The sequence below is a fragment of the Pseudomonas sp. WS 5146 genome (genome assembly GCF_012985495.1).
Lineage (GTDB): Bacteria > Pseudomonadota > Gammaproteobacteria > Pseudomonadales > Pseudomonadaceae > Aquipseudomonas > Aquipseudomonas edaphica.
On sequence record NZ_JAAQWL010000002.1, the window covers coordinates 211,317 to 235,975 of the forward strand.

A 24,659-nucleotide genomic window follows, 5' to 3' on the forward strand; every position below is an offset into this window, starting at 1 on the left:
CTAGACTGCCTCCTTGATTTGCTAGCGGGGCGTGCGTTTAGTTCGCCCGCCCCCAATCTTTATTACAGGCTTCCCCCCGAAATGATGGACATCAACGAGATTCGCGAATACCTGCCTCACCGTTACCCGTTCCTGCTGGTGGATCGTGTAGTGGACCTCAATGTCGAGGAAAAGCGCATTCGTGCCTACAAGAATGTCAGCATCAACGAACCGTTCTTCAATGGTCACTTCCCCGCGCATCCGATCATGCCGGGCGTGCTGATTATCGAAGCGATGGCCCAGGCTGCCGGTATCCTTGGTTTCAAAATGCTCGACCTCAAGCCTGCCGACGGCACGCTTTACTATTTCGTGGGCTCCGACAAACTGCGCTTTCGCAACCCGGTCACTCCGGGTGACCAGTTGATCCTGGAAGCCAAGTTCATCAGCTGCAAGCGCCAGATCTGGAAGTTCGAATGCCAGGCCTCGGTGGACGGCAAGCCGGTGTGTTCCGCTGAGATCATCTGTGCGGAACGCAAACTATGAGTTTGATTGACCCTCGCGCAATCATCGATCCGTCGGCCGTTCTGGCCGCCGACGTTGAGGTCGGCCCTTGGTCGATCATCGGCGCAGGTGTTGAAATCGGCGAGGGGACTGTCATCGGGCCACACGTGATCCTCAAAGGTCCGACCCGCATTGGCAAACACAATCGTATCTACCAGTTTTCCTCGGTAGGCGAAGACACCCCGGACATGAAGTACAAGGGTGAAGAAACACGCCTGGTAATCGGTGATCACAACATCATCCGTGAAGGTGTGACCATTCACCGTGGCACTGTGCAGGATCGTGCCGAAACCACGCTGGGTGATCACAATCTGATCATGGCCTATGCGCATATCGGCCATGACAGTGTGATCGGCAACCATTGCATCCTGGTCAACAACACGGCGCTGGCCGGCCATGTGCACGTTGACGATTGGGCGATCCTGTCCGGCTTCACCCTGGTCCACCAGTACTGCCATATCGGCGCCCACAGCTTTTCCGGCATGGGCACAGCGATTGGCAAGGATGTTCCGGCATTTGTCACGGTGTTCGGCAACCCTGCCGAAGCCCGCAGCATGAACTTCGAAGGCATGCGCCGTCGCGGTTTCAGTGAAGACGCGATTCACGCTCTGCGCCGCGCCTATAAGACGGTTTACCGTCAGGGGCTGACGGTTGAGCAGGCACTGACTGAACTGACCGAGCCAGCAGCGTTGTTCCCGGAAGTCGCGGTGTTCCGCGACTCTATCCAGGCATCGACGCGCGGCATCACCCGCTGATCATGGCTACTCTGCGTATTGCGCTGGTGGCCGGTGAAGCTTCCGGCGATATCCTGGGCGCTGGGCTGATGCGGGCGCTCAAGGCCCAGCATCCAGCGGTGGAGTTTATTGGCGTGGGCGGCCCGCTCATGCAGGCCGAAGGTCTGACATCCTACTTTCCCATGGAGCGCCTGTCGGTCATGGGGCTGGTGGAGGTGCTGGGCCGCCTGCGTGAGTTGCTGGCACGCCGCAAGCTGCTGATTCAAACCCTGATCGAAGAAAAGCCCGACGTCTTTATTGGCATCGATGCGCCGGACTTCACCCTCAATATCGAACTCAAGTTGCGTCAGGCCGGCATCAAGACCGTGCATTACGTCAGCCCGTCCGTATGGGCGTGGCGGCAGAAGCGTGTGCTGAAGATCCGCGAAGGCTGCGACTTGATGCTGACCTTGCTGCCGTTCGAAGCCAGGTTCTACGAAGAGAAGGGCGTACCGGTGCGGTTTGTCGGGCATACCTTGGCCGACACCATCCCGCTACAAGCTGACCGCGCCGCCGCGCGCGCCCAGCTGGGCTTGCCTGACGGTCCGCTGGTGGCATTGATGCCAGGCAGTCGTGGCGGCGAAGTCGGGCGTCTGGCCAGTGTGTTTTTCGAGGCTGCCGAACGCCTTCAAGCCCTGAAGCCAGGCGTGCGTTTCGTATTACCTTGCGCCAGCCCGCAACGGCGTGCGCAAATCGAGACGTTGCTCGAAGGCCGCAATCTGCCGTTGACCTTGCTCGACGGCCAGTCGCACCTGGCTCTAGCCGCCTGTGATGCGGTATTGATTGCCTCGGGCACCGCGACCCTGGAGGCGCTGCTGTACAAGCGCCCGATGGTCGTGGCTTATCGCCTGGCGCCGCTGACGTTCTGGATTCTCAAGCGCATGGTCAAGAGCCCTTACATCTCCTTGCCTAACCTGCTGGCCCAACGCCTGCTGGTGCCGGAGTTGTTGCAGGACGATGCAACGCCCGAAGCCTTGGCACAAACCCTACTACCCTTGATCGACGGCGGCGAAGAGCAGACCCGTGGTTTTGACGACATCCACCGCACCCTGCGGCGTGATGCATCGAACCAGGCGGCTGATGCCGTACTGACCTTGATCGGGCAAAAACAGGACGCTTTATGACCACGCAAATGGGCCTGGATTTCAGTCTGGTCGCACACGCCGACGCACTGGTCGCCGGTGTTGATGAAGTGGGGCGTGGCCCGTTGTGTGGCGCGGTGGTGACGGCGGCGGTGATCCTCGACCCAAATCGCCCGATCCTCGGTCTCAATGACTCGAAAAAACTCACCGAAGCGCGCCGTGAAAAGCTCTACGACGAGATCTGCGAAAAAGCGTTGAGCTGGCACATCGCCCGGGCCGAAGTCGAAGAGATCGATGAGCTGAACATCCTTCACGCCACCATGCTGGCCATGCAGCGCGCCGTCGAAGGGCTGCACATCACACCGAAAATGGCGATGATCGACGGCAACCGCTGCCCCAAACTGGCGATGCCTTCAGAAGCCGTGGTCAAGGGGGATAGCAAGGTCCCGGCGATTGCCGCCGCCTCGATCCTGGCCAAAGTCAGCCGCGACCGCGAAATGGCGGCGTTTGAATTGATCTATCCGGGCTACGGCATCGGTGGTCATAAAGGTTACCCGACGCCCGTTCATCTGGAAGCCTTGGCTCGCCTGGGCCCGACGCCGATCCACCGTCGTTCGTTCGCCCCGGTTCGTCAGGCTTACGAGGCGCGTGAGAGTCTCAGCGAGGTTTAGTCGCGAGGCTGATGTTTTGCTCAAGGCCCGGTACAATCCCGGGCCTTGTTGTTTCTAAGTTTTTAGACAGGATCACTATGCCGGCTTCATTCGTTCACCTGCGCCTGCACACTGAATACTCCCTGGTCGACGGCCTGGTACGGATCAAACCGCTGGTCAAAACCCTGGTGGGCATGAACATGCCTGCGGTGGCGGTTACCGATCAGAACAACATGTGTTCCCTGGTCAAGTTTTACAAGAACGCCATGGGCGCCGGCATCAAGCCGATTTGCGGCGCCGACCTGTGGCTGTCGAACAAAGACCCGGATAACCCCCTGAGCCGCATCAGCCTGCTGGCGATGAATGGCGTGGGTTATCGCAACCTCACCGAATTGATCTCGCGCGGTTTTATCGACGGCCAGCGCAACGGCTCGATCATCATTGAGCGTGAGTGGGTGGCTGAGGCGAGTGAGGGCGTGATCATGCTCTCGGCCGCCAAAGAGGGCGAGATCGGTATCGCGCTGCTGGGCGGCAACCCCCAGGAAGCCGAAGTGTTGGCCCGCGAGTGGATGGACGTGTTTCCCGACCGCTTCTACCTGGAAGTCCAGCGCACCAACCGTCCCAACGATGAAGAGCACCTGCACGCCGCCGTGGCCCTGGCCGACAAGCTGGGCGCGCCGCTGGTTGCGACCAACGATGTGCGCTTTATCAAGAAAGAAGATTTCGAGGCCCACGAAACCCGCGTGTGCATTGGCGAAGGCCGGGCACTGGATGACCCGCGCCGCTCCAAGAACTACAGCGAAGAGCAGTACCTCAAAAGCGCCGATGAAATGGCCGAGCTGTTCAGCGACCTGCCTGAGGCGCTGGAAAACTCGGTCGAAATCGCCAAACGCTGCAATATCGAAGTGAAGCTGGGCAAGCACTTTCTGCCCAACTTCCCGATTCCCGATGGCATGACCATCGATGAGTATTTCCGCAAGGTGTCGTTCGACGGTCTGGAAGAGCGATTGAGCGTTCTGCTGCCCAAGGACACTACCGAAGACTACGACGCCAAGCGCCAGGTCTACGTCGACCGGCTGAATTTCGAGCTGGATATCATTATCCAGATGGGGTTCCCCGGTTACTTCCTGATCGTAATGGACTTTATCCAGTGGGCCAAGAGCAACGGCGTGCCGGTAGGCCCAGGGCGGGGTTCGGGTGCCGGGTCGCTGGTGGCCTATGTGCAGAAGATCACCGACCTTGACCCGCTGGAATACGACCTGCTGTTCGAACGGTTCCTGAACCCGGAACGGGTTTCCATGCCCGACTTCGACGTCGACTTCTGCATGGACGGTCGCGACCGTGTGATCGAGTACGTGGCCGAGAAATACGGCCGCAACGCCGTGAGCCAGATCATCACCTTCGGTTCCATGGCGGCCAAGGCAGTAATCCGTGACGTGGCGCGGGTGCAAGGCAAGTCCTACGGTTTGGCGGACCGTCTATCGAAGATGATTCCGTTTGAAGTCGGCATGACCCTTGAGAAGGCTTACGAGCAGGAAGAAATCCTGCGCGACTTCATCAAGATCGATGAAGAAGCCGCCGAAATCTGGGACATGGCACGCAAACTCGAAGGCGTGGTGCGTAACGTCGGCAAACACGCCGGTGGTGTGGTGATTGCGCCAACCAAGCTCACCGACTTTTCGCCGATTTATTGCGATGAAGAAGGCGATGGCCTGGTCACCCAGTTCGATAAGGATGACGTGGAGGCAGCCGGCCTGGTGAAGTTCGACTTCCTCGGCCTGCGAACCCTGACGATCATCGACTGGGCGCTCAAGACCATTAACCGCGAGCGCGCCAAGGTCGACGAAGAACCGCTGGATATCGCGTTTATCCCGCTGGATGACAAACCTACCTACCAGCTGCTGCAAAAAGCCGAAACCACCGCGGTGTTCCAGCTTGAGTCGCGCGGCATGAAAGAGCTGATCAAAAAGCTCAAGCCCGACTGCCTGGAAGACTTGATCGCACTGGTGGCCTTGTTCCGCCCAGGCCCGCTGCAGTCGGGCATGGTGGATGACTTTATCAACCGTAAGCACGGCCGCGCCGAACTGGCGTACCCGCACTCCGATTACCAGTATGAAGGCCTAAAACCGGTACTGGCGCCGACCTACGGCATCATCCTGTATCAAGAACAGGTGATGCAGATTGCCCAGGTCATGGCCGGTTACACCCTTGGCGGTGCGGACATGCTGCGTCGCGCCATGGGTAAGAAAAAGCCCGAGGAAATGGCCAAGCAGCGCGGCGGTTTCATTGAGGGTTGCGCCACCAACAATATCGACGCGGACCTGGCTGGTAACATTTTCGACCTGGTAGAGAAGTTCGCCGGTTACGGCTTCAACAAATCCCACTCCGCCGCCTACGGCCTGGTGTCGTACCAGACCGCCTGGCTGAAAGCCCACTACCCGGCGCCGTTCATGGCGGCGGTACTCTCGGCGGATATGCACAACACCGACAAGGTCGTGACCTTGATCGAGGAAGTGCGCACCATGAAGCTGCGCCTCGACGCGCCGGACGTGAACGCCTCGGAGTTCAAGTTCACGGTGAACGACGAAGGCCGCATCATCTATGGCCTGGGCGCCATCAAGGGCGTGGGCGAAGGGCCGGTTGAAGCAATCACCGAAGCGCGTCAGCATGGGCCGTTCGAGGATTTGTTCGACTTCTGCGCACGGGTTGACCTCAAGCGCATCAACAAGCGCACCCTCGATGGTTTGATCCGCAGTGGCGCGCTCGATCGTCTCGGCCCGTATTTCCATGATGAACCGAAGGCTTACCAGGCGAACATCGACCGCAACCGGGCGGTGCTGCTCACAGCCATGGAAGAAGCGATCAAGGCCGCCGAACAGACCGCCCGCACCCATGACAGTGGCCACGCCGACCTGTTTGGCGGGCTGTTTGTCGAGGAAGATGCCGACGTTTATGCCAACCATCGCAAGGCCAAGGAGCTGACCCTCAAGGAGCGTCTCAAAGGTGAGAAAGACACCCTGGGCCTGTACCTGACCGGTCACCCGATCGACGAGTACGAAGGTGAAATACGCCGTTTCGCCCGTCAGCGCATCATCGACCTGAAGCCAGCGCGCGATACCCAGACCGTCGCCGGTATGATCATCGCCCTGCGCGTGATGAAAAATAAGAAGGGCGACAAGATGGGCTTTATCACCCTCGATGACCGCTCGGGCCGCATCGAGGCGTCGCTGTTTGCCGATGCGTTTCACTCCGCGCAGTCGCTGCTGCAGACCGATGCCATGGTGGTGGTGGAAGGCGAGGTCAGCAACGATGACTTCTCCGGCGGCCTGCGCCTGCGGATCAAGCGGGTGATGAGCATGGAAGATGCGCGCACCAACCTGGCCGAAAGCCTGCGCTTGAAGGTCAAGACCGAAGCCCTTAAAGGCGATCAGCTACGCTGGTTGGGTGACTTGCTCAAACGTCACCGTGGCGCGTGCCCGGTGACCATGGAATACACCGGCAATGACGCCAAGGCGATGTTGCAGTTTGGTGAGACGTGGCGAATTGATCCCGCTGATGGCTTGATTCAAGCTTTGCGTGACCAGTTCGGGCGAGACAACGTCTTCCTCCAATACCGCTGACGGTCAGATACGTCTGATCTCGGCTGAACATTTAATCTCGACCTAAACGCGCCTCTCCCTTAAGGTAGGGCGCGAATAGACAACCGGCTGGCCAGGCACTCCTTGGCCGTCGACCCAAGACGGACGCTTATGAACCCGAATTTTCTTGATTTCGAACAGCCGATCGCTGACCTGCAAGCCAAGATTGAAGAACTGCGCCTGGTCGGCAATGACAATTCGCTGAATATCGGCGATGAGATCGCTCGCCTGCAAGACAAGAGCAGCACGCTCACCGAAGACATTTTCGGCAAGCTGACCAGCTGGCAGATCGCGCGCCTGGCCCGCCACCCGCGCCGTCCGTACACCCTGGATTACATTCAGCACATTTTCACCGAATTCGACGAGTTGCATGGCGATCGCCACTTTTCCGACGACGCGGCCATCGTGGGCGGTATTGCCCGCCTGGACGACCAGCCAGTGATGGTGATCGGTCACCAGAAAGGCCGTGAAGTGCGTGAAAAGGTTCGCCGTAACTTCGGCATGCCGCGCCCGGAAGGCTACCGCAAGGCGTGCCGCCTGATGGAAATGGCTGAGCGCTTCAAGATGCCGATCCTGACCTTCATCGACACCCCGGGTGCTTACCCCGGTATCGATGCCGAAGAGCGCAACCAGAGCGAAGCGATCGCGTGGAACCTGCGCGTCATGTCCCGTCTGAAAACCCCGATCATCGCCACCGTGATTGGTGAGGGTGGTTCCGGCGGTGCACTGGCCATTGGCGTCTGCGACCAACTGAACATGCTGCAATATTCGACCTACGCGGTGATTTCGCCGGAAGGTTGCGCCTCGATCCTGTGGAAAACCGCCGAAAAAGCGCCGGACGCTGCCGAAGCCATGGGCATCACCGCCGATCGCCTGAAAGGCCTGGGCATCGTTGACAAGGTTATCGCCGAGCCATTGGGCGGCGCCCACCGCGATCCGGCTGCCGCTGCTGCGACTATCCGTGCCGAGCTGGGTTCGCAACTGGCGATGCTCAAGAAGCTGGACAACGAAGCGCTGCTCAAGCGTCGTTATGAGCGCCTGATGAGCTACGGCCTCTAAGTCCTCGCAGTACCCAATGTGGGAGCTGGCTTGTGTGGGAGCTGGCTTGCCTGCGATAGCATCAACTCGGTGTAACAGATAAACCGAGTTGTCTGCATCGCGGGCAAGCCCGGCTCCCACACAAGTCCGCTCCCACATTTGCTTTGTGTATGCTTGGCTGCCGTATTCCAGTTCTGCGCCGGTATTTTTGATGAGCCCGACTTTACCCGCCAAACTTCTGCAAAACCTCGCCCCTTGGCGCAACGCCCCCGCCTGGCATATCGCCTTCTCTGGCGGCCTTGATTCCACCGTCCTGCTGCACCTCCTGGCCTCCCTGGCAAACACCGAAACCCTGCCGCCCCTCAGCGCAATCCATGTCCATCATGGTCTGCAAGCTGCCGCCGATGCCTGGCCAAGTCATTGCCAGGGCGTATGTGACGAGCTGGGCGTGCCCTTGCAGGTGGTGCGTGTGCAAATCCAGTCGGGTGCCAGCGTTGAGCGTGCAGCGCGGGAGGCGCGCTACCGGGCGTTTACCGAAGTGACCGGGGCAGGGCAGGTGATGCTCACCGGCCAGCATCGTGACGATCAAGCCGAAACCCTGCTGTTTCGCCTGTTGCGTGGCGCGGGGGTGCGAGGCTTGGCGGCCATGCCGGTGCATCGCCCATTGGGGGGAGGGCACTTGCTGCGGCCGTTGCTGGATGTCTCACGCGTCGAGCTGCAAGCCTATGCGCACCAGCACCAGTTGCAGTGGATCGAAGACCCATCCAACGCCGATTCCCGATTTTCGCGCAATTACCTGCGCAATCGTGTGTTCCCGCTGCTGAGCGAGCGTTGGCCCCAAGCGGTCGCCAGCCTGGCCCGCACTGCCGAGCACTTGAGCGAAGCCCAGGGCTTGCTCGACGAATTGGCCGTCATTGACCTGCAAACCGCCGACCAGCCTTCGCCGTTTCCCTGGCTGGCCTTGCCGTCATTGGCCCTCGCTCCCTTGCGCGAATTTTCCGATGCCCGCCAACGCAATGCCCTGCGCCACTGGCTGACGCCGCTGACGCGCTTGCCCGACAGCGACCACTGGGCCGGTTGGTATTCCTTGCGGGATGCCAAGGGTGATGCGCAACCGCTGTGGCGCCTGGCCGATGGTCAATTGCACCGCTGCGGCGAGCGTGTGTGGTGGCTGCCTTCCACCTATTCAGCGTTTTCCGACACGCCGGTGAGCTGGCCCCATCCGCAAAACCCACTAGAGTTACCGGGTAATGGTCAGCTTGAACTTATCGGAGAGGCACCTGCAGGCCCGTTGGTGATTCGTTATCGCCAGGGCGGCGAAATCATCGATGTGCCTGGTCGGGGCCGGCGGGACTTGAAGCGCCTGCTGAATGAAAGTAGCTTGCCGGGCTTCATCCGTGGCAGATTGCCGCTGCTCTATCAGGGCGAGCAATTGCTGGCTGTCCCAACCCTTGCGGGGCTATGCGCCTGCTCGACTGGCAAGTGGCAACTACATTGGATGCCACAGAGGTGCGATCAAGGTTTGAGCTGATAGAGGCTTTCCGGTAGACTACGCTCCCTTCTTGATACAACTTCTGTGGATTCAACTGAATCGCAGCAGTTGCCGATTACCAAGCAGTCTTTGCTGGGCGATTCCAAAAAATGTGTAGCGATCAACGTACCGGTGTTTCATTGCTGGTCTGTCACCACGCGGCGGTTTTTTTGAAAGGTGCACTGTGATTAATGCAGGTGATCGGGGGCTTCGGCCTTCCTTCGCTTTCCCCGGCGGCTCGGACCGCTTTAACGCAGACTTCTAGGGTTTTTCATGACGCGCTACATATTCGTCACGGGCGGTGTTGTTTCTTCATTGGGGAAAGGCATTGCCTCCGCTTCATTGGCGGCCATCCTGGAGGCGCGGGGACTTAAGGTCACCATGCTCAAGCTGGACCCGTACATCAACGTTGACCCGGGCACCATGAGCCCGTTCCAGCACGGTGAAGTGTTCGTCACCCACGACGGCGCCGAAACCGACCTGGACCTGGGCCACTACGAGCGGTTCATCCGCACGACCATGACCCAGAACAACAACTTCACCACCGGTCGTGTCTACGAGCACGTGCTGCGCAAAGAGCGCCGTGGTGACTACCTGGGTGCAACCATCCAGGTGATCCCGCACATTACCGACGAAATCAAACGCCGCATCATCAAGGGTGCAGGCGATGCCGACGTGGCAATGGTCGAGATCGGTGGCACCGTGGGTGACATCGAATCCCAACCGTTCCTCGAAGCCATCCGCCAGCTGCGTTTCGAAGTCGGCGCCAAGCGCGCGATGCTGATGCACCTCACGTTGGTGCCGTACATCGCCACCGCTGGCGAGACCAAGACCAAGCCAACCCAGCACTCGGTAAAAGAGCTGCGTTCGATTGGCCTGCAGCCGGACGTGCTGGTGTGCCGCTCCGATCACCCGATCGACATTTCCTCGCGTCGCAAGATCGCGCAATTCACCAACGTTGAAGAACGTGCGGTCATCGCGCTGGAAGACGCCGACACCATCTACAAGATCCCGGGCATCCTGCACTCGCAAGGCCTGGACGATTTTGTGGTCGAGCGTTTCGGCCTGCAGTGCAATGGTGCAGACCTGTCCGAGTGGGAAGCCGTGGTTGACGCCAAGCTCAACCCTGAGCACGAAGTCACCATCGCCATGGTCGGCAAGTACATGGAACTGCTGGATGCGTACAAGTCGCTGATCGAAGCGATGAGCCACGCGGGTATCAGCAACCGTACCAAGGTCAACCTGCGCTACATTGATTCCGAAGACATCGAGAACCAGGGCACTGCACTGCTCGAAGGTGTTGACGCGATCCTCGTGCCAGGCGGTTTTGGCCTGCGTGGCGTGGAAGGCAAGATCACCGCGGTTCAATACGCTCGTGAAAACAAAGTGCCGTACCTGGGTATCTGCCTGGGCATGCAAGTGGCCGTTATCGAGTTTGCCCGTAACGTGCTGGGCTGGAAAGACGCCAACTCCACCGAGTTCGATCACACCAGCGGCCACCCGGTCGTGGGCCTGATCACCGAGTGGGAAGACGCCACCGGCGCCGTTGAAACCCGTACCGAAACCTCCGACCTGGGCGGCACCATGCGCCTTGGCGCACAGGACTGCCTGCTGGAGCCGGGCTCGCTGGTTCACGACTGCTACGGCAAGGACGTGATCGTCGAGCGTCACCGTCACCGCTACGAAGTGAACAACAACCTGCTGCCGCAGATCAAAGAAGCCGGCCTGAAAATCTCTGGTCGCTCCGGTGATGGCAAGCTGGTTGAAGTGGTAGAGGCGCCGGATCATCCGTGGTTCGTGGCCTGCCAGTTCCACCCTGAGTTCACCTCGACGCCGCGCGATGGTCACCCGTTGTTCAGCGGTTTCGTTAAAGCAGCACTGACGCAACATCAGAAGAAGGCGTAAACCTGATGGCCCAGAAGATCATTCGCGTAGGCGACATCGAGATTGCCAACGACAAGCCCATGGTGCTGTTCGGCGGCATGAACGTGCTGGAAAGCCGCGACATGGCGATGCAGGTCTGTGAAGAGTACGTAAAAGTGACCGAGAAACTCGGTATCCCTTACGTGTTCAAGGCCAGCTTCGACAAGGCCAACCGTTCGTCCGTGACCTCCTATCGCGGTCCCGGCCTTGAAGAAGGCATGCGGATCTTCCAGGACATCAAGCAAGCCTTCGGCGTGCCGATCATCACCGACGTCCACGAGCCTGAACAGGCTGCCGTGGTCGCCGAGGTGTGCGACATCATCCAGTTGCCGGCCTTCCTGTCGCGCCAGACCGATCTGGTCGTTGCGATGGCCAAGACCGGCGCTGTGATCAATATCAAAAAAGCCCAGTTCCTCGCGCCTCAGGAAATGAAACACATCCTGAACAAGTGCGTGGAAGCGGGTAACGACCAGTTGATCCTCTGCGAGCGTGGTTCGAGCTTCGGCTACAACAACCTCGTGGTGGACATGCTCGGTTTCGGCATCATGAAACAGTTCGAATACCCGGTATTCTTCGACGTGACCCACGCGCTGCAAATGCCCGGTGGTCGCGCCGATTCTGCTGGCGGGCGACGTGCCCAGGTGCTGGACCTGGCCAAGGCGGGCATCAGCCAGTCGCTGGCGGGCCTGTTCCTGGAAGCTCACCCGGACCCGGACAACGCCAAGTGCGACGGCCCTTGCGCCCTGCGCCTGGACAAGCTGGAGCCGTTTTTGGCCCAGTTGAAGCAGTTGGACGAACTGGTCAAGAGTTTTCCGACGGTAGAGACCGCGTAAGCCGCGTTTCTCCGGTAAAGTATCCCACGCTAAACGCTCAGGCCTGCGGGCCTGAGCCTTGTCGCCTGCAAGTCTGCCCTGTTGTTCCACCCTTGCGGTCGGTCAAAAGATTTCCTACAGCTGCGTCGTTTTCGTCAACTTTGGAGTGTTTACAACAATGGCAAAAATCGTCGACATCAAAGGTCGTGAAGTTCTCGACTCCCGTGGCAACCCCACCGTCGAAGCCGACGTGCTTCTCGATAACGGCATCATCGGCAGCGCTTGCGCGCCGTCCGGTGCGTCTACCGGTTCGCGCGAAGCGCTGGAACTGCGTGATGGCGACAAGAGCCGTTACCTGGGCAAAGGTGTACTCAAAGCTGTAGCCAACATCAACGGCCCGATCCGTGACCTGTTGCTGGGCAAAGACCCGCTGGACCAGAAAGCCCTGGACCACGCGATGATCAAGCTCGACGGCACCGACAACAAAGGCAGCCTGGGCGCCAACGCCATCCTCGCCGTGTCCCTGGCCGCTGCCAAGGCGGCTGCACAGGACCAGGACCTGCCGCTGTACGCACACATCGCCAACCTGAACGGTACCCCGGGTGTTTACTCGATGCCGGTGCCGATGATGAACATCATCAACGGTGGCGAGCACGCCGATAACAACGTCGACATCCAGGAATTCATGGTGCAGCCGGTTGGCGCCAAGAACTTCTCCGAAGGCCTGCGCATGGGCACCGAGATTTTCCATCACCTCAAGGCTGTGCTGAAGGCCCGTGGCCTGAGCACTGCGGTGGGTGACGAAGGTGGCTTTGCACCGAACCTGGCGTCCAACGAAGATGCACTCAAAGTCATCTCCGAAGCTGTGGCCAACGCTGGCTACAAGCTGGGCACCGACGTGACCCTGGCCCTGGACTGCGCGGCCAGCGAATTCTACGAAGACGGCAAGTACAACCTGTCCGGCGAAGGCCACGTGTTTACGTCGGAAGGTTTTGCTGATTACCTCAAAGGCCTCACCGAGCGCTACCCGATCATCTCGATCGAAGACGGCCTGGACGAGTCCGACTGGGATGGCTGGAAAGTCCTCACCGACAAGATCGGCGAGAAAATCCAGCTGGTGGGCGACGACCTGTTCGTCACCAACACCAAGATCCTGAAAGAAGGCATCGATAAAAAGATCGCCAACTCGATCCTGATCAAGTTCAACCAGATCGGCACCCTGACCGAAACCCTGGAAGCCATCCAGATGGCCAAGGCTGCGGGCTACACTGCCGTGATCTCGCACCGCTCCGGCGAAACCGAAGATTCGACCATTGCCGACCTGGCTGTGGGCACTTCTGCAGGCCAGATCAAGACCGGTTCGCTGTGCCGTTCCGATCGTGTGTCCAAGTACAACCAATTGCTGCGTATCGAAGAGCAACTGGCAGGTAAAGCCAAGTACAACGGTCGTAGCGAGTTTCGCGGCTGATTGTTAAGTGGTAAAAGTCTAAGGATTGTGTCGGAAAGTTCACGACAGTGTGTATTTCGGCGCTAATCTGATGGCTATCAAGCACAAGCCTGGGTCTTCCAGGCTTCGTGCTATCAGTTGCTGTAGAAGTTTTGCATGGCTGTCTTTTTTTACTGGATACCCGGATTTCGATGCGCAGTCCCAATTGGTTGTTCCTCGTCTTGCTCTTGTTGCTGGCTGGCCTGCAATACCGCCTATGGGTGGGTAATGGCAGCTTTGCGCAGGTAAAAGAGTTGACCCAGCAGATTGCCGACCAGCATGCCGAAAACGAACGTCTGCTGGAGCGCAACCGCGTCCTCGATGCCGAAGTGCTTGAGCTGAAAAAAGGTACGGAGACCGTTGAAGAGCGGGCTCGCCATGAGTTGGGCATGGTCAAGGAGGGTGAAACCCTCTACCAGTTGGCCCAATGAGTAACGATTTACCGGCCTTCTGGGCCGTGATTCCTGCCGCGGGCGTCGGTGCCCGTATGGCTGCGGACCGTCCCAAGCAGTATCTGCAACTGGGCGGGCGCACTATTCTGGAACACAGCCTTGGCTGTTTTCTCGACCATCCAGGCCTCAAGGGGCTGGTGGTCAGCCTTACTGTCGATGATCCCTATTGGCCAAACCTGTCGTGTGCCAACGACCCTCGCATCGTGCGTGCGGAAGGCGGCGACGAGCGCTCGGGCTCGGTGCTCAATGCGCTGTTGCAACTCAATGCCCTGGGCGCCAGTGATGATGATTGGGTGCTGGTGCACGATGCCGCGCGGCCAAACCTGAGCCGGGATGACCTCGACACACTCCTGGCTGAACTGGCGGATGATCCGATCGGCGGCCTGCTTGCGGTGCCGGCGCGCGACACCCTCAAGCGCGTCGACAAACATGGACGTGTGGTTGAAACCGTCGACCGCAGCCTGATCTGGCAGGCGTATACGCCGCAGATGTTTCGTCTGGGTGCGTTGCATCGTGCCTTGGCCGATAGCCTGGTGGCCGATGCGGTGATCACTGATGAAGCCTCGGCCATGGAATGGTCCGGTCAAGCGCCGCGCTTGATCGAGGGGCGTGCGGACAACATCAAGGTGACCCGGCCAGAGGATCTTGAATGGCTCAGGTTACGGTGGGCTAACCGCAGGTAGTCAGTTAAACCGTGTCGACTTCATCGCAGGCAAGCCAGCTCCCACCTTTGAAATGCATTCCCCTGTGGGAAGCAAGCCAGCTCCCACCTTTGAAATGCATTCCCCTGTGGGAAGCAAGTTAGCTCTACCTTTGAAATGCATTCCCCTGTGGGAGCCGGGCTTGCCCGCGATGAGGCCGGTACAGGCGCCGAATAATCAGCCACAGTACTCCGGCCTTTCAGCCAACCCAGCCTTCAAAAAGTCCACCAGCTTCCTGACCTTCGGCGACAAATGCCGCTGCTGCGGATACAACGCCCACACCGCCGTATTCGGCGGCTGATGCGCCTCCAGCAACGACACCAGCGCGCCAGTGTGCAAATGTTCCAGCACGTAATAATCCGGCAGTTGGCACAACCCAACCCCTTGCAGCGCCGCATCCAGTACCGCCTGCCCACTGTTACAGCGCCAGTTTCCCTGCACTCGCTGGGAAAATTCCCGTCCATCCTGAGCCAGTTGCCAGATATCCGAGCTGCCGATCAGACAGTTATGCCGACTCAATTCCGACAAACTATGTGGCCGACCATACCGCGCTAAGTAGGACGGCGATGCGCACAGGTACATGCGCCGAGGTGCCAGGCGGCTGGCGACCATGCGTGAGTCTTGCAAGCGCCCCAGGCGAATCGCCAGGTCCAGCCCCTCGTGCACCAGGTCCAACTGGCGATTACTCAATTCGATATCCACGCGCAACTGCGGGTACAGCCCCATGAACCGCGTGACCAACGGCACGATGAAGCGCTCACCGTAAGCCACCGCGCAGGTCATGCGCAACATGCCCTTGGGTTCGCTGGTGAGGTCGCCCACCGCGCGCAACGCTTCTTCACGACCATCTTGCAAACGCTGGCAATGTTGCAGAAAGGTCTGGCCGGCTTCGGTGAGCGTCACCTTGCGCGTACTGCGATACAGCAAGCGCGTTTGCAGCCGTTCTTCCAGGCGCGCCACCTGCCGGCTGATATGCGATGAAGACACGCCAAGCCGCTCGGCCGCCGCGGTGAACTGGCTGCATTCAGCCACGGCGACGAACTCATCTATGCCTTCCCAGCGGTTTTCCAGCATGTTGATTGTCCCTGTGCAGCAATAATGTTTTGCTTTTGCCTGGATTATTCATCAGTGAGCCATGTTTTACACTCACTGCCTCAGTTTTTAACTCCCTGGAGAAACCCGGATGATCAAGTCCCGCGCCGCCGTAGCCTTTGAAGCTAAAAAGCCCCTTGAGATCGTTGAAGTGGATGTCGCCATGCCCAAGGCCGGCGAGGTGCTGTTGCGTGTGGTTGCGTCCGGCGTGTGCCATACCGACGCCTACACCTTGTCGGGCGCCGACCCGGAAGGCATCTTCCCGTCGATCCTCGGCCACGAAGGCGGTGCGGTGGTTGAAGCGATCGGCGAAGGCGTGACCTCGGTAGCGGTTGGCGACCACGTGATCCCGCTGTACACCCCGGAATGCGGCAAGTGCAAATTCTGCCTGTCGGGCAAGACCAACCTGTGCCAGGCCATTCGCTCCACCCAGGGCAAAGGCCTGATGCCCGACGGCACCACGCGTTTCTCCTACAAGGGCCAGCCGATTTTCCACTACATGGGCACCTCGACCTTCTCCGAGTACACCGTGTTGCCGGAAATCTCCGTGGCCAAGATCCCTAAAGAAGCGCCGCTGGAAAAAGTCTGCCTGCTGGGCTGCGGTGTCACCACCGGCATTGGTGCAGTGATCAACACTGCCAAGGTCAAGCCGGGCGACACCGTGGCCATCTTCGGCCTCGGCGGCATCGGCCTGTCGGCGGTGATTGGCGCGGTGAAAGCCAAGGCCGGTCGCATCATTGCCATCGACATCAACCCGGCCAAGTTCGAAATCGCCAAGCAACTGGGCGCCACCGACTGTATTAACCCGAAAGACTACGACCGCCCGATCCAGGACGTGATCGTCGACTTGACCGACGGCGGCGTGGACTTCTCCTTCGAGTGCATCGGCAACGTACAACTGATGCGCGCCGCCCTCGAGTGCTGCCACAAAGGTTGGGGCGAGTCGGTCATCATCGGTGTGGCCGGTGCCGGCCAGGAAATCTCCACCCGCCCATTTCAACTGGTGACGGGGCGCGTCTGGCGCGGTTCGGCGTTCGGCGGTGTGCGCGGTCGTACCGAATTGCCAAGCTATGTGGAAATGGCCCAGACCGGCGAAATCCCGCTGGACACCTTTATCACTCACACCATGGGCCTGGAAGACATCAACAAAGCGTTTGATCTGATGCATGAAGGCAAGAGCATTCGTACCGTCATCCACTTCTGAGGTCGGCCATGAACCTGGAAAACCTGTCGTGCCAGAAGAGCTTCGGCGGCTGGCATAAACGCTACAAGCACCATTCCGATGTGCTCGGTTGCGACATGACTTTCGCCGTCTACCTGCCGCCGCAAGCGGAGCAGGGCGGCAAGTTGCCAGTGCTGTACTGGCTGTCGGGGCTTACCTGCACCGATGAGAACTTCATGCAAAAGGCCGGCGCCCAGCGCATGGCCGCCGAGCTTGGGTTGATCATTGTCGCACCCGACACCAGCCCGCGTGGGCCGGGTGTGCCGGGCGACCCGGACAACGCCTGGGATTTTGGCCTGGGTGCCGGCTTCTACCTGAATGCCACGCAGGAACCGTGGGCCAAGCACTATCGGATGCATGATTATGTCGTGCAGGAATTGCCTGCCTTGGTTGAAGCGCATTTCCCGGCTTCAGGCAAGCGCGGCATCAGCGGCCACTCCATGGGCGGTCACGGTGCGCTGGTGTGTGCCTTGCGCAACCCGGGGCGTTACCAATCGGTGTCGGCGTTTTCGCCGATCAACAATCCGATGGATTGCCCGTGGGGCCAGAAAGCTTTCTCCCGTTACCTGGGCGAAGAGCGCTCCAAATGGCGCGAGTGGGATGCCTGCGTGCTGATCAGCGAAGCCTCGGAAAAACTGCCGCTGCTGGTGGATCAGGGCGATCGCGACGATTTCCTTGCCGTGCAGCTTAAGCCTGAGGCGTTGCAGCAAGCGGCCAAGGCTGCCAACCATCCGCTTGAACTGCGCCTGCAGCCGGGTTATGACCACAGTTACTTCTTTATCGCCAGCTTCATCGAAGATCATTTGCGACATCATGGTCGTGCTTTGCTCGGTTAATGTGAGGCAAAAGTAGGTAGAATCACGCCCTGAATTAAATCGGGGCGTTTTTTTATGCGTATTGGCCACGGCTACGATGTGCACCGTTTCGCTGAAGGCGATTTCATCACCTTGGGCGGCGTGCGCATTGCACACCACCATGGGTTGCTGGCTCATTCCGACGGCGACGTTGTGCTGCATGCCTTGAGCGATGCCTTGCTCGGCGCGGCTGCGTTGGGCGATATCGGCAAGCACTTTCCAGACACCGACCCGACCTTCAAGGGCGCGGACAGCCGTGTCTTGCTGCGCCACGTGGTCGGCCTGATCCATGCCAAGGGCTGGAAGGTCGGCAACGTCGACAACACCATCGTGGCCCAGGCGCCGAAAATGGCACCCCACATCGAATCGATGCGCGCGCTGATTGCCGCCGACCTGCAAATTGAATTGGATCAAGTCAACGTGAAAGCCACCACCACCGAAAAGCTCGGGTTTACCGGCCGGGAAGAAGGCATCGCGGTGCACTCCGTCGCCTTGTTGCTGCGCGCATGAATGATCTGCAATTGCTGGGCCCGCGTGCCTATGGCGAGGCCTTGGGCAGCGCGGTTTTGAAGGCAACGGCTGAAGACTTCCAGGTCGACGAAGTGCTGGACATTCCCCTGAGCGGCGACGGTGAGCACCTGTGGCTGTGGGTAGAAAAGCGCGGCCTGAATACCGAAGAGGCTGCGCGCCGTATCGCCAAGGCTGCTGGCGTGCCCTTGCGCACCGTCAGCTATGCCGGGCTCAAGGACCGTCAGGCGTTGACCCGTCAGTGGTTCAGCGTGCAACTGCCGGGCAAGGCCGACCCGGACATGAGCGGGGCCGAAAACGACACCCTCAAGATCCTCAAAATGGGCCGCCACAAGCGCAAGCTGCAACGCGGCGCGCATTCGGCCAACGGCTTTACCCTGCGCCTGACGCAATTGGCCGGCGATACCGCCGCCATCGACGCACGCTTGCAACTGATCGCCCAGCACGGCATCCCGAACTACTTCGGTGCCCAGCGTTTCGGGCATAACGGCGGCAACGTGGTGGATGCCCGTGAGTGGGCGGCGCGCAAGGCGTTGCCCGAGCAGCGCAATGTGCGTTCGCGGCTGCTGTCGACCGCGCGCAGCTTTCTGTTTAACAAAGTGTTGGCGGCGCGGGTCGCGGACGGCTCCTGGCAACGTGCCCAGGTCGGTGACCTGCTGGCGTTTACCGACAGTCGCAGTTTTTTTCCGGCGGGTGAGGCTGAATGCAGCGACCCGCGCCTGGCGATTCTGGATCTGCACCCCACCGGCCCACAGTGGGGCGAGGGTGATTCACCGGCCGGCGGCGCGACCCACACGCTTGAGCAAACCATTGCCGCGAGCGAGCCAGAGCTGCGCGATTGGCTGGTGAACGCCGGCATGAGCCAGGAACGTCGCATTCTGCGACTGCCCATTGGCGGGTTGACGTGGCATTATCCCGGTCCTGACATTCTGCAATTGGAATTCGTCCTGCCGGCCGGATGCTTCGCCACTGTGTTGGTGCGCGAGCTTGTTGATCTGGTGCCGGTGGGGCCGACGGACAACCCATGCGTATTCTGATATCAAACGATGACGGTGCCACCGCACCCGGTCTTGCCGCGCTTTATGCTGCGCTGCAGGATTACGCCGAGTGTGTGGTGGTTGCCCCGGACCAGGACAAGAGCGGCGCCAGCAGTTCGCTGACGCTCGACCGTCCGCTGCACCCGCAGGTTCTGGCCAATGGCTTTATCAGCGTGAACGGCACCCCCACCGACTGCGTGCACCTGGCAATCAACAGCTTGTTGGACCAGGAGCCGGATCTGGTGGTGTCGGGCATCAACCTGGGCGCCAACCTGGGCGATGATGTGCTGTATTCCGGCACCGTGGCGGCGGCCCTTGAAGGGCGTTTCCTGGGGCGCACCTCATTCGCTTTTTCGTTTGCCTCACGGCAACTGGATAACCTGGCGACGGCGGCGTATTTCGCCCGCAAGCTGGTGGAAGCCCACGGCTCGCTGGACTTGCCACCGCGCACGGTGCTCAACGTTAATATCCCCAATTTGCCCCTCGACCATATCCGCGGCATCCAGCTGACGCGCCTGGGCCATCGCGCTCGTGCGGCAGCACCGTTGAAGGTGGTCGACCCGCGTGGCAAGGAAGGTTACTGGATTGCCGCCGCCGGCGATGCCGAAGACGGCGGCCCCGGCACCGACTTTCATGCGGTGATGCAAGGTTATGTTTCGATTACCCCGTTGCAGCTCGATCGCACCTTCAGTGATGCCTTCAGTAGTCTGGATGGCTGGCTTGAGGGGTTGCGTTAATGGCGCGTGAACAAGACGACCTGTTGCGTCGTGGTATCGGAATGACCTCCCAGCGTACCCGCGAGCGTTTGATCCAGCGTCTGTATGAAGAAGGCCTGTCCAACGCCCAGGTGCTGGAAGTCATCCGGCGCACGCCTCGGCATCTGTTCGTGGATGAGGCGCTGGCGCATCGTGCCTATGAAGACACTGCGTTGCCAATCGGCCATAACCAGACCATCTCGCAACCTTATATGGTCGCGCGCATGAGTGAACTGCTGCTGGCGGCGGGGCCGTTGGACAAGGTGCTGGAGATCGGCACCGGTTCGGGTTACCAGACCGCCGTGCTCTCGCAGCTGGTGGAACGGGTGTTCTCGGTGGAGCGCATCAAGGTCCTGCAGGACCGCGCCAAGGAGCGCCTGGTGGAGCTCAACCTGCGCAACGTGGTGTTCCGTTGGGGCGACGGTTGGGAAGGCTGGCCGGCGCTGGCGCCGTATAACGGCATTATCGTCACGGCGGTCGCCACCGATGTGCCCCAGGCGTTGCTCGATCAGCTCGCCCCTGGCGGGCGCTTGGTCATCCCGGTGGGCTCTGGCGAAGTGCAACAATTGATGCTCATTATTCGCGAGGACGAAGGCTTTTCCCGGCATGTACTGGGTGCTGTGCGCTTCGTTCCGCTGCTCAATGGCCCGCTGGCCTGATCATTTCTTTGCAAACAGTGAATTCTGTTGATGGGGATGTGTCTTACGGCGGGGCTTATTGAGTCAACATGATTGGAAGCCGGGTTTAAACGCGATGAATTTTTCGTTTCAGTCGTGTACCGGTAAAAAGCCAATGCCCAGTTATACTTGCGACATATTTCAAGCCTGATACAGGCATTCATGTTCGGCCAGCACAAAGGGAGCGGCGGGTGAGTCTCACAGGTCTAGCGCAGCGTATGAGTAAAACAAGTTTTCAGCGACTGGTGCTTGGCCTTGTCTTGAGTTCCTTATTGGTGGGTTGCTCAAGCTCTCCGTCCAGCGGCGCTCGGGTTGTCGACCGAAACGGTGCCAGCGCCGTGCCGCAAAAACCGACAGTCACCACCGGGCAATATGTAGTGCGAAAGGGGGACACGATGTTCTCAATCGCCTTCCGTTACGGCTGGGATTACAAGGCGCTCGCAGCTCGTAACAATATTCCTGTGCCGTATACGATACATCCCGGGCAAACCATCCGTTTCGATGGGCGTACCGGTTCGGCATCTACGGCAGTTGTGACAAAGTCCGGATCTTCGGCCTCGTCCTCAAGCAAAACCACAATCATCACCAGGCCTGCAGGCACCGCTGCGCCTACGGTTGCGAGCAAGCCGGCAGCCACGCCGTTGCCACCTGCCGGGCCGGCGCCGACCGGTTGGGGATGGCCTTCAAACGGGGTGCTGATTGGAAAATTCTCTTCAAACGGTAGTTTGAATAAAGGCATTGATATCGCCGGGGATTTGGGACAGCCTGTTTTAGCTGCGTCTGATGGGACAGTGGTTTACGCCGGGAGTGGTTTACGGGGCTACGGCGAGCTGGTCATCATCAAACACAGCGATACCTACGTCAGTGCCTACGGTCATAACCGCAGGCTGTTGGTTCGGGAGGGGCAGCAGGTCAAAGTCGGACAGACAATTGCCGAAATGGGGTCAACTGGTACAGACCGGGTGAAACTGCACTTTGAGATTCGCCGCCAAGGGAAGCCTGTAGATCCGCTGCAATTCCTACCCCGTCGTTGATGTGTTGCACAGCCTGTTCCCTCACGTAGAAGGAACAGGCTCCAGCGTTGCCAAGGATAAAGGCGTCGCTTGAGCTTGAGGTCGAACTCACCAAAGGACTATAACAATGGCTCTCAGTAAAGAAGCGCCGGAGTTTGACATCGACGATGAGGTTCTCCTTGAAATGGAGATCCTCACCGAAAAGGAATCGATGTCGAATGATGAAGGAGCTGCTAAACCTTCAGTTCGCACCAAATCCAAAAACGCCACCGCGTTAAAGCAGCACAAGTACATTGACTACACGCGGGCGCTCGACGCTACGCAGTTGTACCTCAATGAAATTGGCTTTTCCCCTTTGCTGACTCCCGAAGAAGAAGTCCATTTTGCGCGCTTGTCGCAAAAGGGCGATCCGGCTGGGCGCAAGCGCATGATTGAAAGTAACTTGCGGCTGGTGGTGAAAATCGCCCGACGCTACGTCAATCGTGGCCTGTCGCTGTTGGACCTGATCGAGGAGGGCAACCTGGGCTTGATCCGGGCAGTGGAGAAGTTCGACCCTGAGCGGGGCTTCCGCTTCTCTACCTATGCCACCTGGTGGATTCGCCAGACCATCGAACGGGCGATCATGAATCAGACCCGTACGATCCGGTTGCCGATCCATGTGGTCAAGGAGCTCAACGTCTACCTGCGGGCGGCACGTGAGCTGACACAAAAACTCGATCATGAACCTTCGCCTGAGGAAATCGCCAACCTGCTGGAAAAGCCAGTGGGCGAGGTTAAACGCATGCTCGGCTTGAACGAGCGCGTGTCTTCGGTCGATGTCTCGCTGGGTCCGGATTCGGATAAAACCCTGCTGGACACCCTGACAGATGATCGCCCGACAGATCCTTGTGAGCTGTTGCAGGACGATGATCTTTCCCAAAGCATTGACCAGTGGCTGTCCGAACTCACGGACAAGCAGCGCGAGGTGGTGATTCGCCGTTTCGGCTTGCGCGGCCATGAGAGCAGCACCCTGGAGGATGTAGGCCTGGAGATCGGCTTGACCCGTGAGCGGGTGCGGCAGATTCAGGTGGAGGGCCTCAAGCGCTTGCGTGAGATCCTCGAGAAGAACGGCTTGTCGAGTGAGTCGTTGTTCCAATAAAGACGCAGTACAAAATGTGGGAGCGGGCTTGTGTGGGAGCTGGCTTGCCTGCGATAGCATCACCTCGGTGTACCTGATACACCGAGGTGTCAGTATCGCAGGCAAGCCAGCTCCCACATAAAGCTCGCTCCCACATTTTTTTGTGCCTGGTATTACCTGGGTGCCGGGACTAAATCCCAGGCATAAAAAAACCCCGCTTTTAAGGGCGGGGTTTTTTCGACTAAGTCAGTACAAGTTAGATAACTTGAACTTCTTCAGCTTGCATGCCTTTCTGACCGCGGGTAGCGATGAAAGAAACCTGTTGGCCTTCTTTCAGGCTTTTGAAGCCGTCGGATTGGATAGCTTTGAAGTGAACGAACAGGTCGTCACCGGATTGTGGAGTGATGAAGCCGAAGCCTTTTTCATCGTTGAACCACTTAACGGTACCAGTTTGGCGATTAGACATGGTGTATCTCCTTGGACAAAGTTAACTGCGACTCAGGAAAAGCCCTGGCCGAGACTGAGTGCAAAGAGCAGGAAAAATTCTTGGAGATGGTTGGATCGAAATTCAACATATCGTGTAGAGATTCTCAGTGACACAAGCAGCACAGTGGCGCCACCTTAACCCTTTTTCCGGGACGTGCCAATGGTATTTCCGAAGGTTTCTCTATTTTCGTGACTGGCGGTGGTATTTACAGTCACCTGGCACTGTAATGTGGGGCCCGGCCCCGCTGGCTGCCGCTTATAGACGGCTGCACATTCATCAACAAATGCCCTGCGCCCTTTGAACCCCAGGGCCAGCCCCGGTAAGATGCCCAACAGAATTTTTCCACCTCGCTATTCAGGACACCCGCCATGAGCATCAAATCGGACAAGTGGATTCGCCGCATGGCGCAAGAACACGGCATGATCGAACCTTTCGTTGAACGCCAGATCCGTGGCGAAGGCGCGGCTCCCGTGATTTCCTACGGTGTTTCCAGCTACGGCTACGACGTACGCTGTGCCGATGAATTCAAGGTGTTCACCAACATCAACTCGGCGATCGTCGATCCGAAAAACTTCGACGAAAAGAGCTTCGTCGACGTTAAAAGCGACGTGTGCATCATTCCGCCAAACTCCTTTGCCCTGGCGCGCACCGTGGAGTTCTTCCGTATTCCACGTGACGTGTTGACCATCTGCCTGGGTAAAAGCACCTACGCGCGCTGCGGCATCATCGTTAACGTGACGCCGCTTGAGCCGGAGTGGGAAGGCCACGTGACCCTGGAGTTCTCCAACACCACCACCTTGCCGGCAAAGATCTACGCCAACGAAGGCGTGGCGCAGATGCTGTTCCTGCAGTCCGACGAAGCCTGTGAAGTGTCTTATAAAGACCGCGCCGGCAAGTATCAGGGCCAGCGTGGCGTTACTCTCCCACGCGCTTGATCGAAAGGTCTTACACGCAAAGGGAATTAGTCTGCGTGAAGTGACTCTATTGGGTGTACTGCCTCGGTGCGTGCAAAACGCGCCGAGCCACGCTTGAGGAGTACTTTATGAAGATCGACCCGCGAATCAGCGCCGAACTCGCCCGGCTTGAACCCAACCAGATTGGTGTTCTGGCCTGGTCCCTGATGGCCGACCCAGCGTATGCGGGTGGCATCCCTGGCCAACCTGACGAAGATTGGCCGCAGCAGCCCACCGAGCCCGGTGAGCCAGTCCTTCCCGATGAGCCGCCTCCCGCGCCTGTCGCCTGACTTATCAA

Annotated in this window: 24 protein-coding genes; 22 read left to right on the forward strand and 2 right to left on the reverse strand. The window is 59.2% G+C overall.

All coding sequences use genetic code 11. From position 1 onward, the window contains the following. The first annotated feature begins 81 nt into the window (after positions 1-81). The 12 genes from fabZ (at position 82) to ispD (ending at position 14,608) form a co-directional block, all read left to right on the forward strand. Entirely contained in the window at positions 82-522 is a 441-nt protein-coding gene (fabZ, locus tag HBO41_RS05455; protein ID WP_003172281.1) for a 3-hydroxyacyl-ACP dehydratase FabZ, read from the forward strand. Next, a complete protein-coding gene (gene lpxA, locus HBO41_RS05460) occupies positions 519-1,295 on the forward strand; it encodes an acyl-ACP--UDP-N-acetylglucosamine O-acyltransferase (RefSeq protein WP_017137149.1) in 777 nt (258 codons plus the stop codon). The genes fabZ and lpxA overlap by 4 nt, the downstream gene beginning before the upstream one ends. 2 nt (positions 1,296-1,297) lie before the next feature. Continuing rightward, positions 1,298-2,437: a lipid-A-disaccharide synthase gene (gene lpxB / locus HBO41_RS05465; RefSeq protein ID WP_099548557.1), complete on the forward strand. Its 1,140-nt coding sequence runs from the start codon at positions 1,298-1,300 to the stop codon at positions 2,435-2,437. Then, positions 2,434-3,066, forward strand: coding sequence for a ribonuclease HII (gene rnhB / locus HBO41_RS05470; protein WP_017137151.1), 633 nt, complete (start codon positions 2,434-2,436; stop codon positions 3,064-3,066). The genes lpxB and rnhB overlap by 4 nt, the downstream gene beginning before the upstream one ends. Before the next feature lie 77 nt (positions 3,067-3,143). Continuing rightward, positions 3,144-6,665 carry a DNA polymerase III subunit alpha gene (gene dnaE / locus HBO41_RS05475; RefSeq protein WP_017137152.1) on the forward strand — a complete coding sequence of 1,174 codons (3,522 nt, stop codon included), beginning with the start codon at positions 3,144-3,146 and terminating at the stop codon, positions 6,663-6,665. Positions 6,666-6,794: 129 nt separating this feature from the next. Further along, on the forward strand, positions 6,795-7,742 hold the full coding sequence (locus tag HBO41_RS05480; protein ID WP_017137153.1) for an acetyl-CoA carboxylase carboxyltransferase subunit alpha: 948 nt from the start codon (positions 6,795-6,797) through the stop codon (positions 7,740-7,742). Positions 7,743-7,932: 190 nt separating this feature from the next. Then, positions 7,933-9,252, forward strand: a complete 1,320-nt coding sequence (gene tilS, locus HBO41_RS05485) for a tRNA lysidine(34) synthetase TilS (RefSeq protein ID WP_169985381.1) — start codon at positions 7,933-7,935, stop codon at positions 9,250-9,252. Between the two features lie 273 nt (positions 9,253-9,525). Then, positions 9,526-11,157 carry a CTP synthase gene (locus HBO41_RS05490; protein WP_078741105.1) on the forward strand — a complete coding sequence of 544 codons (1,632 nt, stop codon included), beginning with the start codon at positions 9,526-9,528 and terminating at the stop codon, positions 11,155-11,157. A 5-nt stretch (positions 11,158-11,162) separates the two neighbouring features. Next, positions 11,163-12,008 carry a 3-deoxy-8-phosphooctulonate synthase gene (kdsA, locus tag HBO41_RS05495; protein WP_010212442.1) on the forward strand — a complete coding sequence of 282 codons (846 nt, stop codon included), beginning with the start codon at positions 11,163-11,165 and terminating at the stop codon, positions 12,006-12,008. A 157-nt stretch (positions 12,009-12,165) separates the two neighbouring features. Then, a complete protein-coding gene (gene eno, locus HBO41_RS05500; RefSeq protein ID WP_169985383.1) occupies positions 12,166-13,455 on the forward strand; it encodes a phosphopyruvate hydratase in 1,290 nt (429 codons plus the stop codon). Positions 13,456-13,625: 170 nt separating this feature from the next. Beyond that, the gene (gene ftsB / locus HBO41_RS05505; RefSeq protein ID WP_017137157.1) at positions 13,626-13,904 is read left to right on the forward strand and encodes a cell division protein FtsB; all 279 of its coding nucleotides are present in this window, start codon (positions 13,626-13,628) and stop codon (positions 13,902-13,904) included. Next, complete coding sequence (ispD, locus tag HBO41_RS05510) at positions 13,901-14,608, forward strand: 2-C-methyl-D-erythritol 4-phosphate cytidylyltransferase (RefSeq protein WP_169985385.1); 708 nt, start codon at positions 13,901-13,903, stop codon at positions 14,606-14,608. The genes ftsB and ispD overlap by 4 nt, the downstream gene beginning before the upstream one ends. A gap of 195 nt (positions 14,609-14,803) precedes the next feature. On the opposite strand, the gene HBO41_RS05515 is transcribed toward ispD, so the two are convergent. Next, complete coding sequence (locus tag HBO41_RS05515; protein ID WP_017137159.1) at positions 14,804-15,700, reverse strand: LysR substrate-binding domain-containing protein; 897 nt, start codon at positions 15,698-15,700, stop codon at positions 14,804-14,806. Between the two features lie 109 nt (positions 15,701-15,809). Between HBO41_RS05515 and HBO41_RS05520 the strand changes: the two genes are divergently transcribed. The 8 genes from HBO41_RS05520 to rpoS all read left to right on the forward strand — a co-directional run bounded on the left by HBO41_RS05520 (position 15,810) and on the right by rpoS (position 22,942). Continuing rightward, complete coding sequence (locus HBO41_RS05520) at positions 15,810-16,922, forward strand: S-(hydroxymethyl)glutathione dehydrogenase/class III alcohol dehydrogenase (RefSeq protein WP_017137160.1); 1,113 nt, start codon at positions 15,810-15,812, stop codon at positions 16,920-16,922. 8 nt (positions 16,923-16,930) lie between these two features. After that, complete coding sequence (gene fghA, locus HBO41_RS05525; protein ID WP_169985387.1) at positions 16,931-17,776, forward strand: S-formylglutathione hydrolase; 846 nt, start codon at positions 16,931-16,933, stop codon at positions 17,774-17,776. Positions 17,777-17,830: 54 nt separating this feature from the next. Further along, complete coding sequence (gene ispF, locus HBO41_RS05530; RefSeq protein ID WP_012722614.1) at positions 17,831-18,304, forward strand: 2-C-methyl-D-erythritol 2,4-cyclodiphosphate synthase; 474 nt, start codon at positions 17,831-17,833, stop codon at positions 18,302-18,304. Next, positions 18,301-19,359: a tRNA pseudouridine(13) synthase TruD gene (gene truD, locus HBO41_RS05535; protein ID WP_169985389.1), complete on the forward strand. Its 1,059-nt coding sequence runs from the start codon at positions 18,301-18,303 to the stop codon at positions 19,357-19,359. Before ispF ends, truD begins: the two co-directional genes overlap by 4 nt. Then, positions 19,347-20,096 (forward strand): 5'/3'-nucleotidase SurE, encoded by a 750-nt coding sequence (gene surE, locus HBO41_RS05540; RefSeq protein WP_017137163.1) that lies wholly within the window; start codon positions 19,347-19,349, stop codon positions 20,094-20,096. The genes truD and surE overlap by 13 nt, the downstream gene beginning before the upstream one ends. A gap of 41 nt (positions 20,097-20,137) precedes the next feature. Further along, the gene (locus tag HBO41_RS05545) at positions 20,138-20,773 is read left to right on the forward strand and encodes a protein-L-isoaspartate(D-aspartate) O-methyltransferase (RefSeq protein WP_169850588.1); all 636 of its coding nucleotides are present in this window, start codon (positions 20,138-20,140) and stop codon (positions 20,771-20,773) included. A gap of 209 nt (positions 20,774-20,982) precedes the next feature. Then, on the forward strand, positions 20,983-21,825 hold the full coding sequence (locus HBO41_RS05550) for a peptidoglycan DD-metalloendopeptidase family protein (protein WP_017137164.1): 843 nt from the start codon (positions 20,983-20,985) through the stop codon (positions 21,823-21,825). 106 nt (positions 21,826-21,931) lie between these two features. Continuing rightward, a complete protein-coding gene (rpoS, locus tag HBO41_RS05555) occupies positions 21,932-22,942 on the forward strand; it encodes an RNA polymerase sigma factor RpoS (RefSeq protein WP_017137165.1) in 1,011 nt (336 codons plus the stop codon). Positions 22,943-23,177: 235 nt separating this feature from the next. On the opposite strand, the gene HBO41_RS05560 is transcribed toward rpoS, so the two are convergent. Then, a complete protein-coding gene (locus tag HBO41_RS05560) occupies positions 23,178-23,387 on the reverse strand; it encodes a cold-shock protein (protein ID WP_002554837.1) in 210 nt (69 codons plus the stop codon). A gap of 389 nt (positions 23,388-23,776) precedes the next feature. Between HBO41_RS05560 and dcd the strand changes: the two genes are divergently transcribed. Further along, positions 23,777-24,343: a dCTP deaminase gene (gene dcd, locus HBO41_RS05565; protein WP_017137166.1), complete on the forward strand. Its 567-nt coding sequence runs from the start codon at positions 23,777-23,779 to the stop codon at positions 24,341-24,343. A 107-nt stretch (positions 24,344-24,450) separates the two neighbouring features. Continuing rightward, entirely contained in the window at positions 24,451-24,651 is a 201-nt protein-coding gene (locus HBO41_RS05570) for a hypothetical protein (RefSeq protein WP_017137167.1), read from the forward strand. The last annotated feature ends 8 nt before the right edge of the window (positions 24,652-24,659 follow it).

Bases quoted from the DNA above. Each gene is read 5' to 3' on its own strand.
- fabZ (WP_003172281.1), top strand. From the start codon at position 82: ATGATGGACATCAACGAGATTCGCGAATACCTGCCTCACCGTTACCCG.
- lpxA (WP_017137149.1), top strand. From the start codon at position 519: ATGAGTTTGATTGACCCTCGCGCAATCATCGATCCGTCGGCCGTTCTG.
- lpxB (WP_099548557.1), top strand. From the start codon at position 1,298: ATGGCTACTCTGCGTATTGCGCTGGTGGCCGGTGAAGCTTCCGGCGAT.
- rnhB (WP_017137151.1), top strand. From the start codon at position 2,434: ATGACCACGCAAATGGGCCTGGATTTCAGTCTGGTCGCACACGCCGAC.
- dnaE (WP_017137152.1), top strand. From the start codon at position 3,144: ATGCCGGCTTCATTCGTTCACCTGCGCCTGCACACTGAATACTCCCTG.
- HBO41_RS05480 (WP_017137153.1), top strand. From the start codon at position 6,795: ATGAACCCGAATTTTCTTGATTTCGAACAGCCGATCGCTGACCTGCAA.
- tilS (WP_169985381.1), top strand. From the start codon at position 7,933: ATGAGCCCGACTTTACCCGCCAAACTTCTGCAAAACCTCGCCCCTTGG.
- HBO41_RS05490 (WP_078741105.1), top strand. From the start codon at position 9,526: ATGACGCGCTACATATTCGTCACGGGCGGTGTTGTTTCTTCATTGGGG.
- kdsA (WP_010212442.1), top strand. From the start codon at position 11,163: ATGGCCCAGAAGATCATTCGCGTAGGCGACATCGAGATTGCCAACGAC.
- eno (WP_169985383.1), top strand. From the start codon at position 12,166: ATGGCAAAAATCGTCGACATCAAAGGTCGTGAAGTTCTCGACTCCCGT.
- ftsB (WP_017137157.1), top strand. From the start codon at position 13,626: ATGCGCAGTCCCAATTGGTTGTTCCTCGTCTTGCTCTTGTTGCTGGCT.
- ispD (WP_169985385.1), top strand. From the start codon at position 13,901: ATGAGTAACGATTTACCGGCCTTCTGGGCCGTGATTCCTGCCGCGGGC.
- HBO41_RS05515 (WP_017137159.1), bottom strand. From the start codon at position 15,700: ATGCTGGAAAACCGCTGGGAAGGCATAGATGAGTTCGTCGCCGTGGCT.
- HBO41_RS05520 (WP_017137160.1), top strand. From the start codon at position 15,810: ATGATCAAGTCCCGCGCCGCCGTAGCCTTTGAAGCTAAAAAGCCCCTT.
- fghA (WP_169985387.1), top strand. From the start codon at position 16,931: ATGAACCTGGAAAACCTGTCGTGCCAGAAGAGCTTCGGCGGCTGGCAT.
- ispF (WP_012722614.1), top strand. From the start codon at position 17,831: ATGCGTATTGGCCACGGCTACGATGTGCACCGTTTCGCTGAAGGCGAT.
- truD (WP_169985389.1), top strand. From the start codon at position 18,301: ATGAATGATCTGCAATTGCTGGGCCCGCGTGCCTATGGCGAGGCCTTG.
- surE (WP_017137163.1), top strand. From the start codon at position 19,347: ATGCGTATTCTGATATCAAACGATGACGGTGCCACCGCACCCGGTCTT.
- HBO41_RS05545 (WP_169850588.1), top strand. From the start codon at position 20,138: ATGACCTCCCAGCGTACCCGCGAGCGTTTGATCCAGCGTCTGTATGAA.
- rpoS (WP_017137165.1), top strand. From the start codon at position 21,932: ATGGCTCTCAGTAAAGAAGCGCCGGAGTTTGACATCGACGATGAGGTT.
- HBO41_RS05560 (WP_002554837.1), bottom strand. From the start codon at position 23,387: ATGTCTAATCGCCAAACTGGTACCGTTAAGTGGTTCAACGATGAAAAA.
- dcd (WP_017137166.1), top strand. From the start codon at position 23,777: ATGAGCATCAAATCGGACAAGTGGATTCGCCGCATGGCGCAAGAACAC.
- HBO41_RS05570 (WP_017137167.1), top strand. From the start codon at position 24,451: ATGAAGATCGACCCGCGAATCAGCGCCGAACTCGCCCGGCTTGAACCC.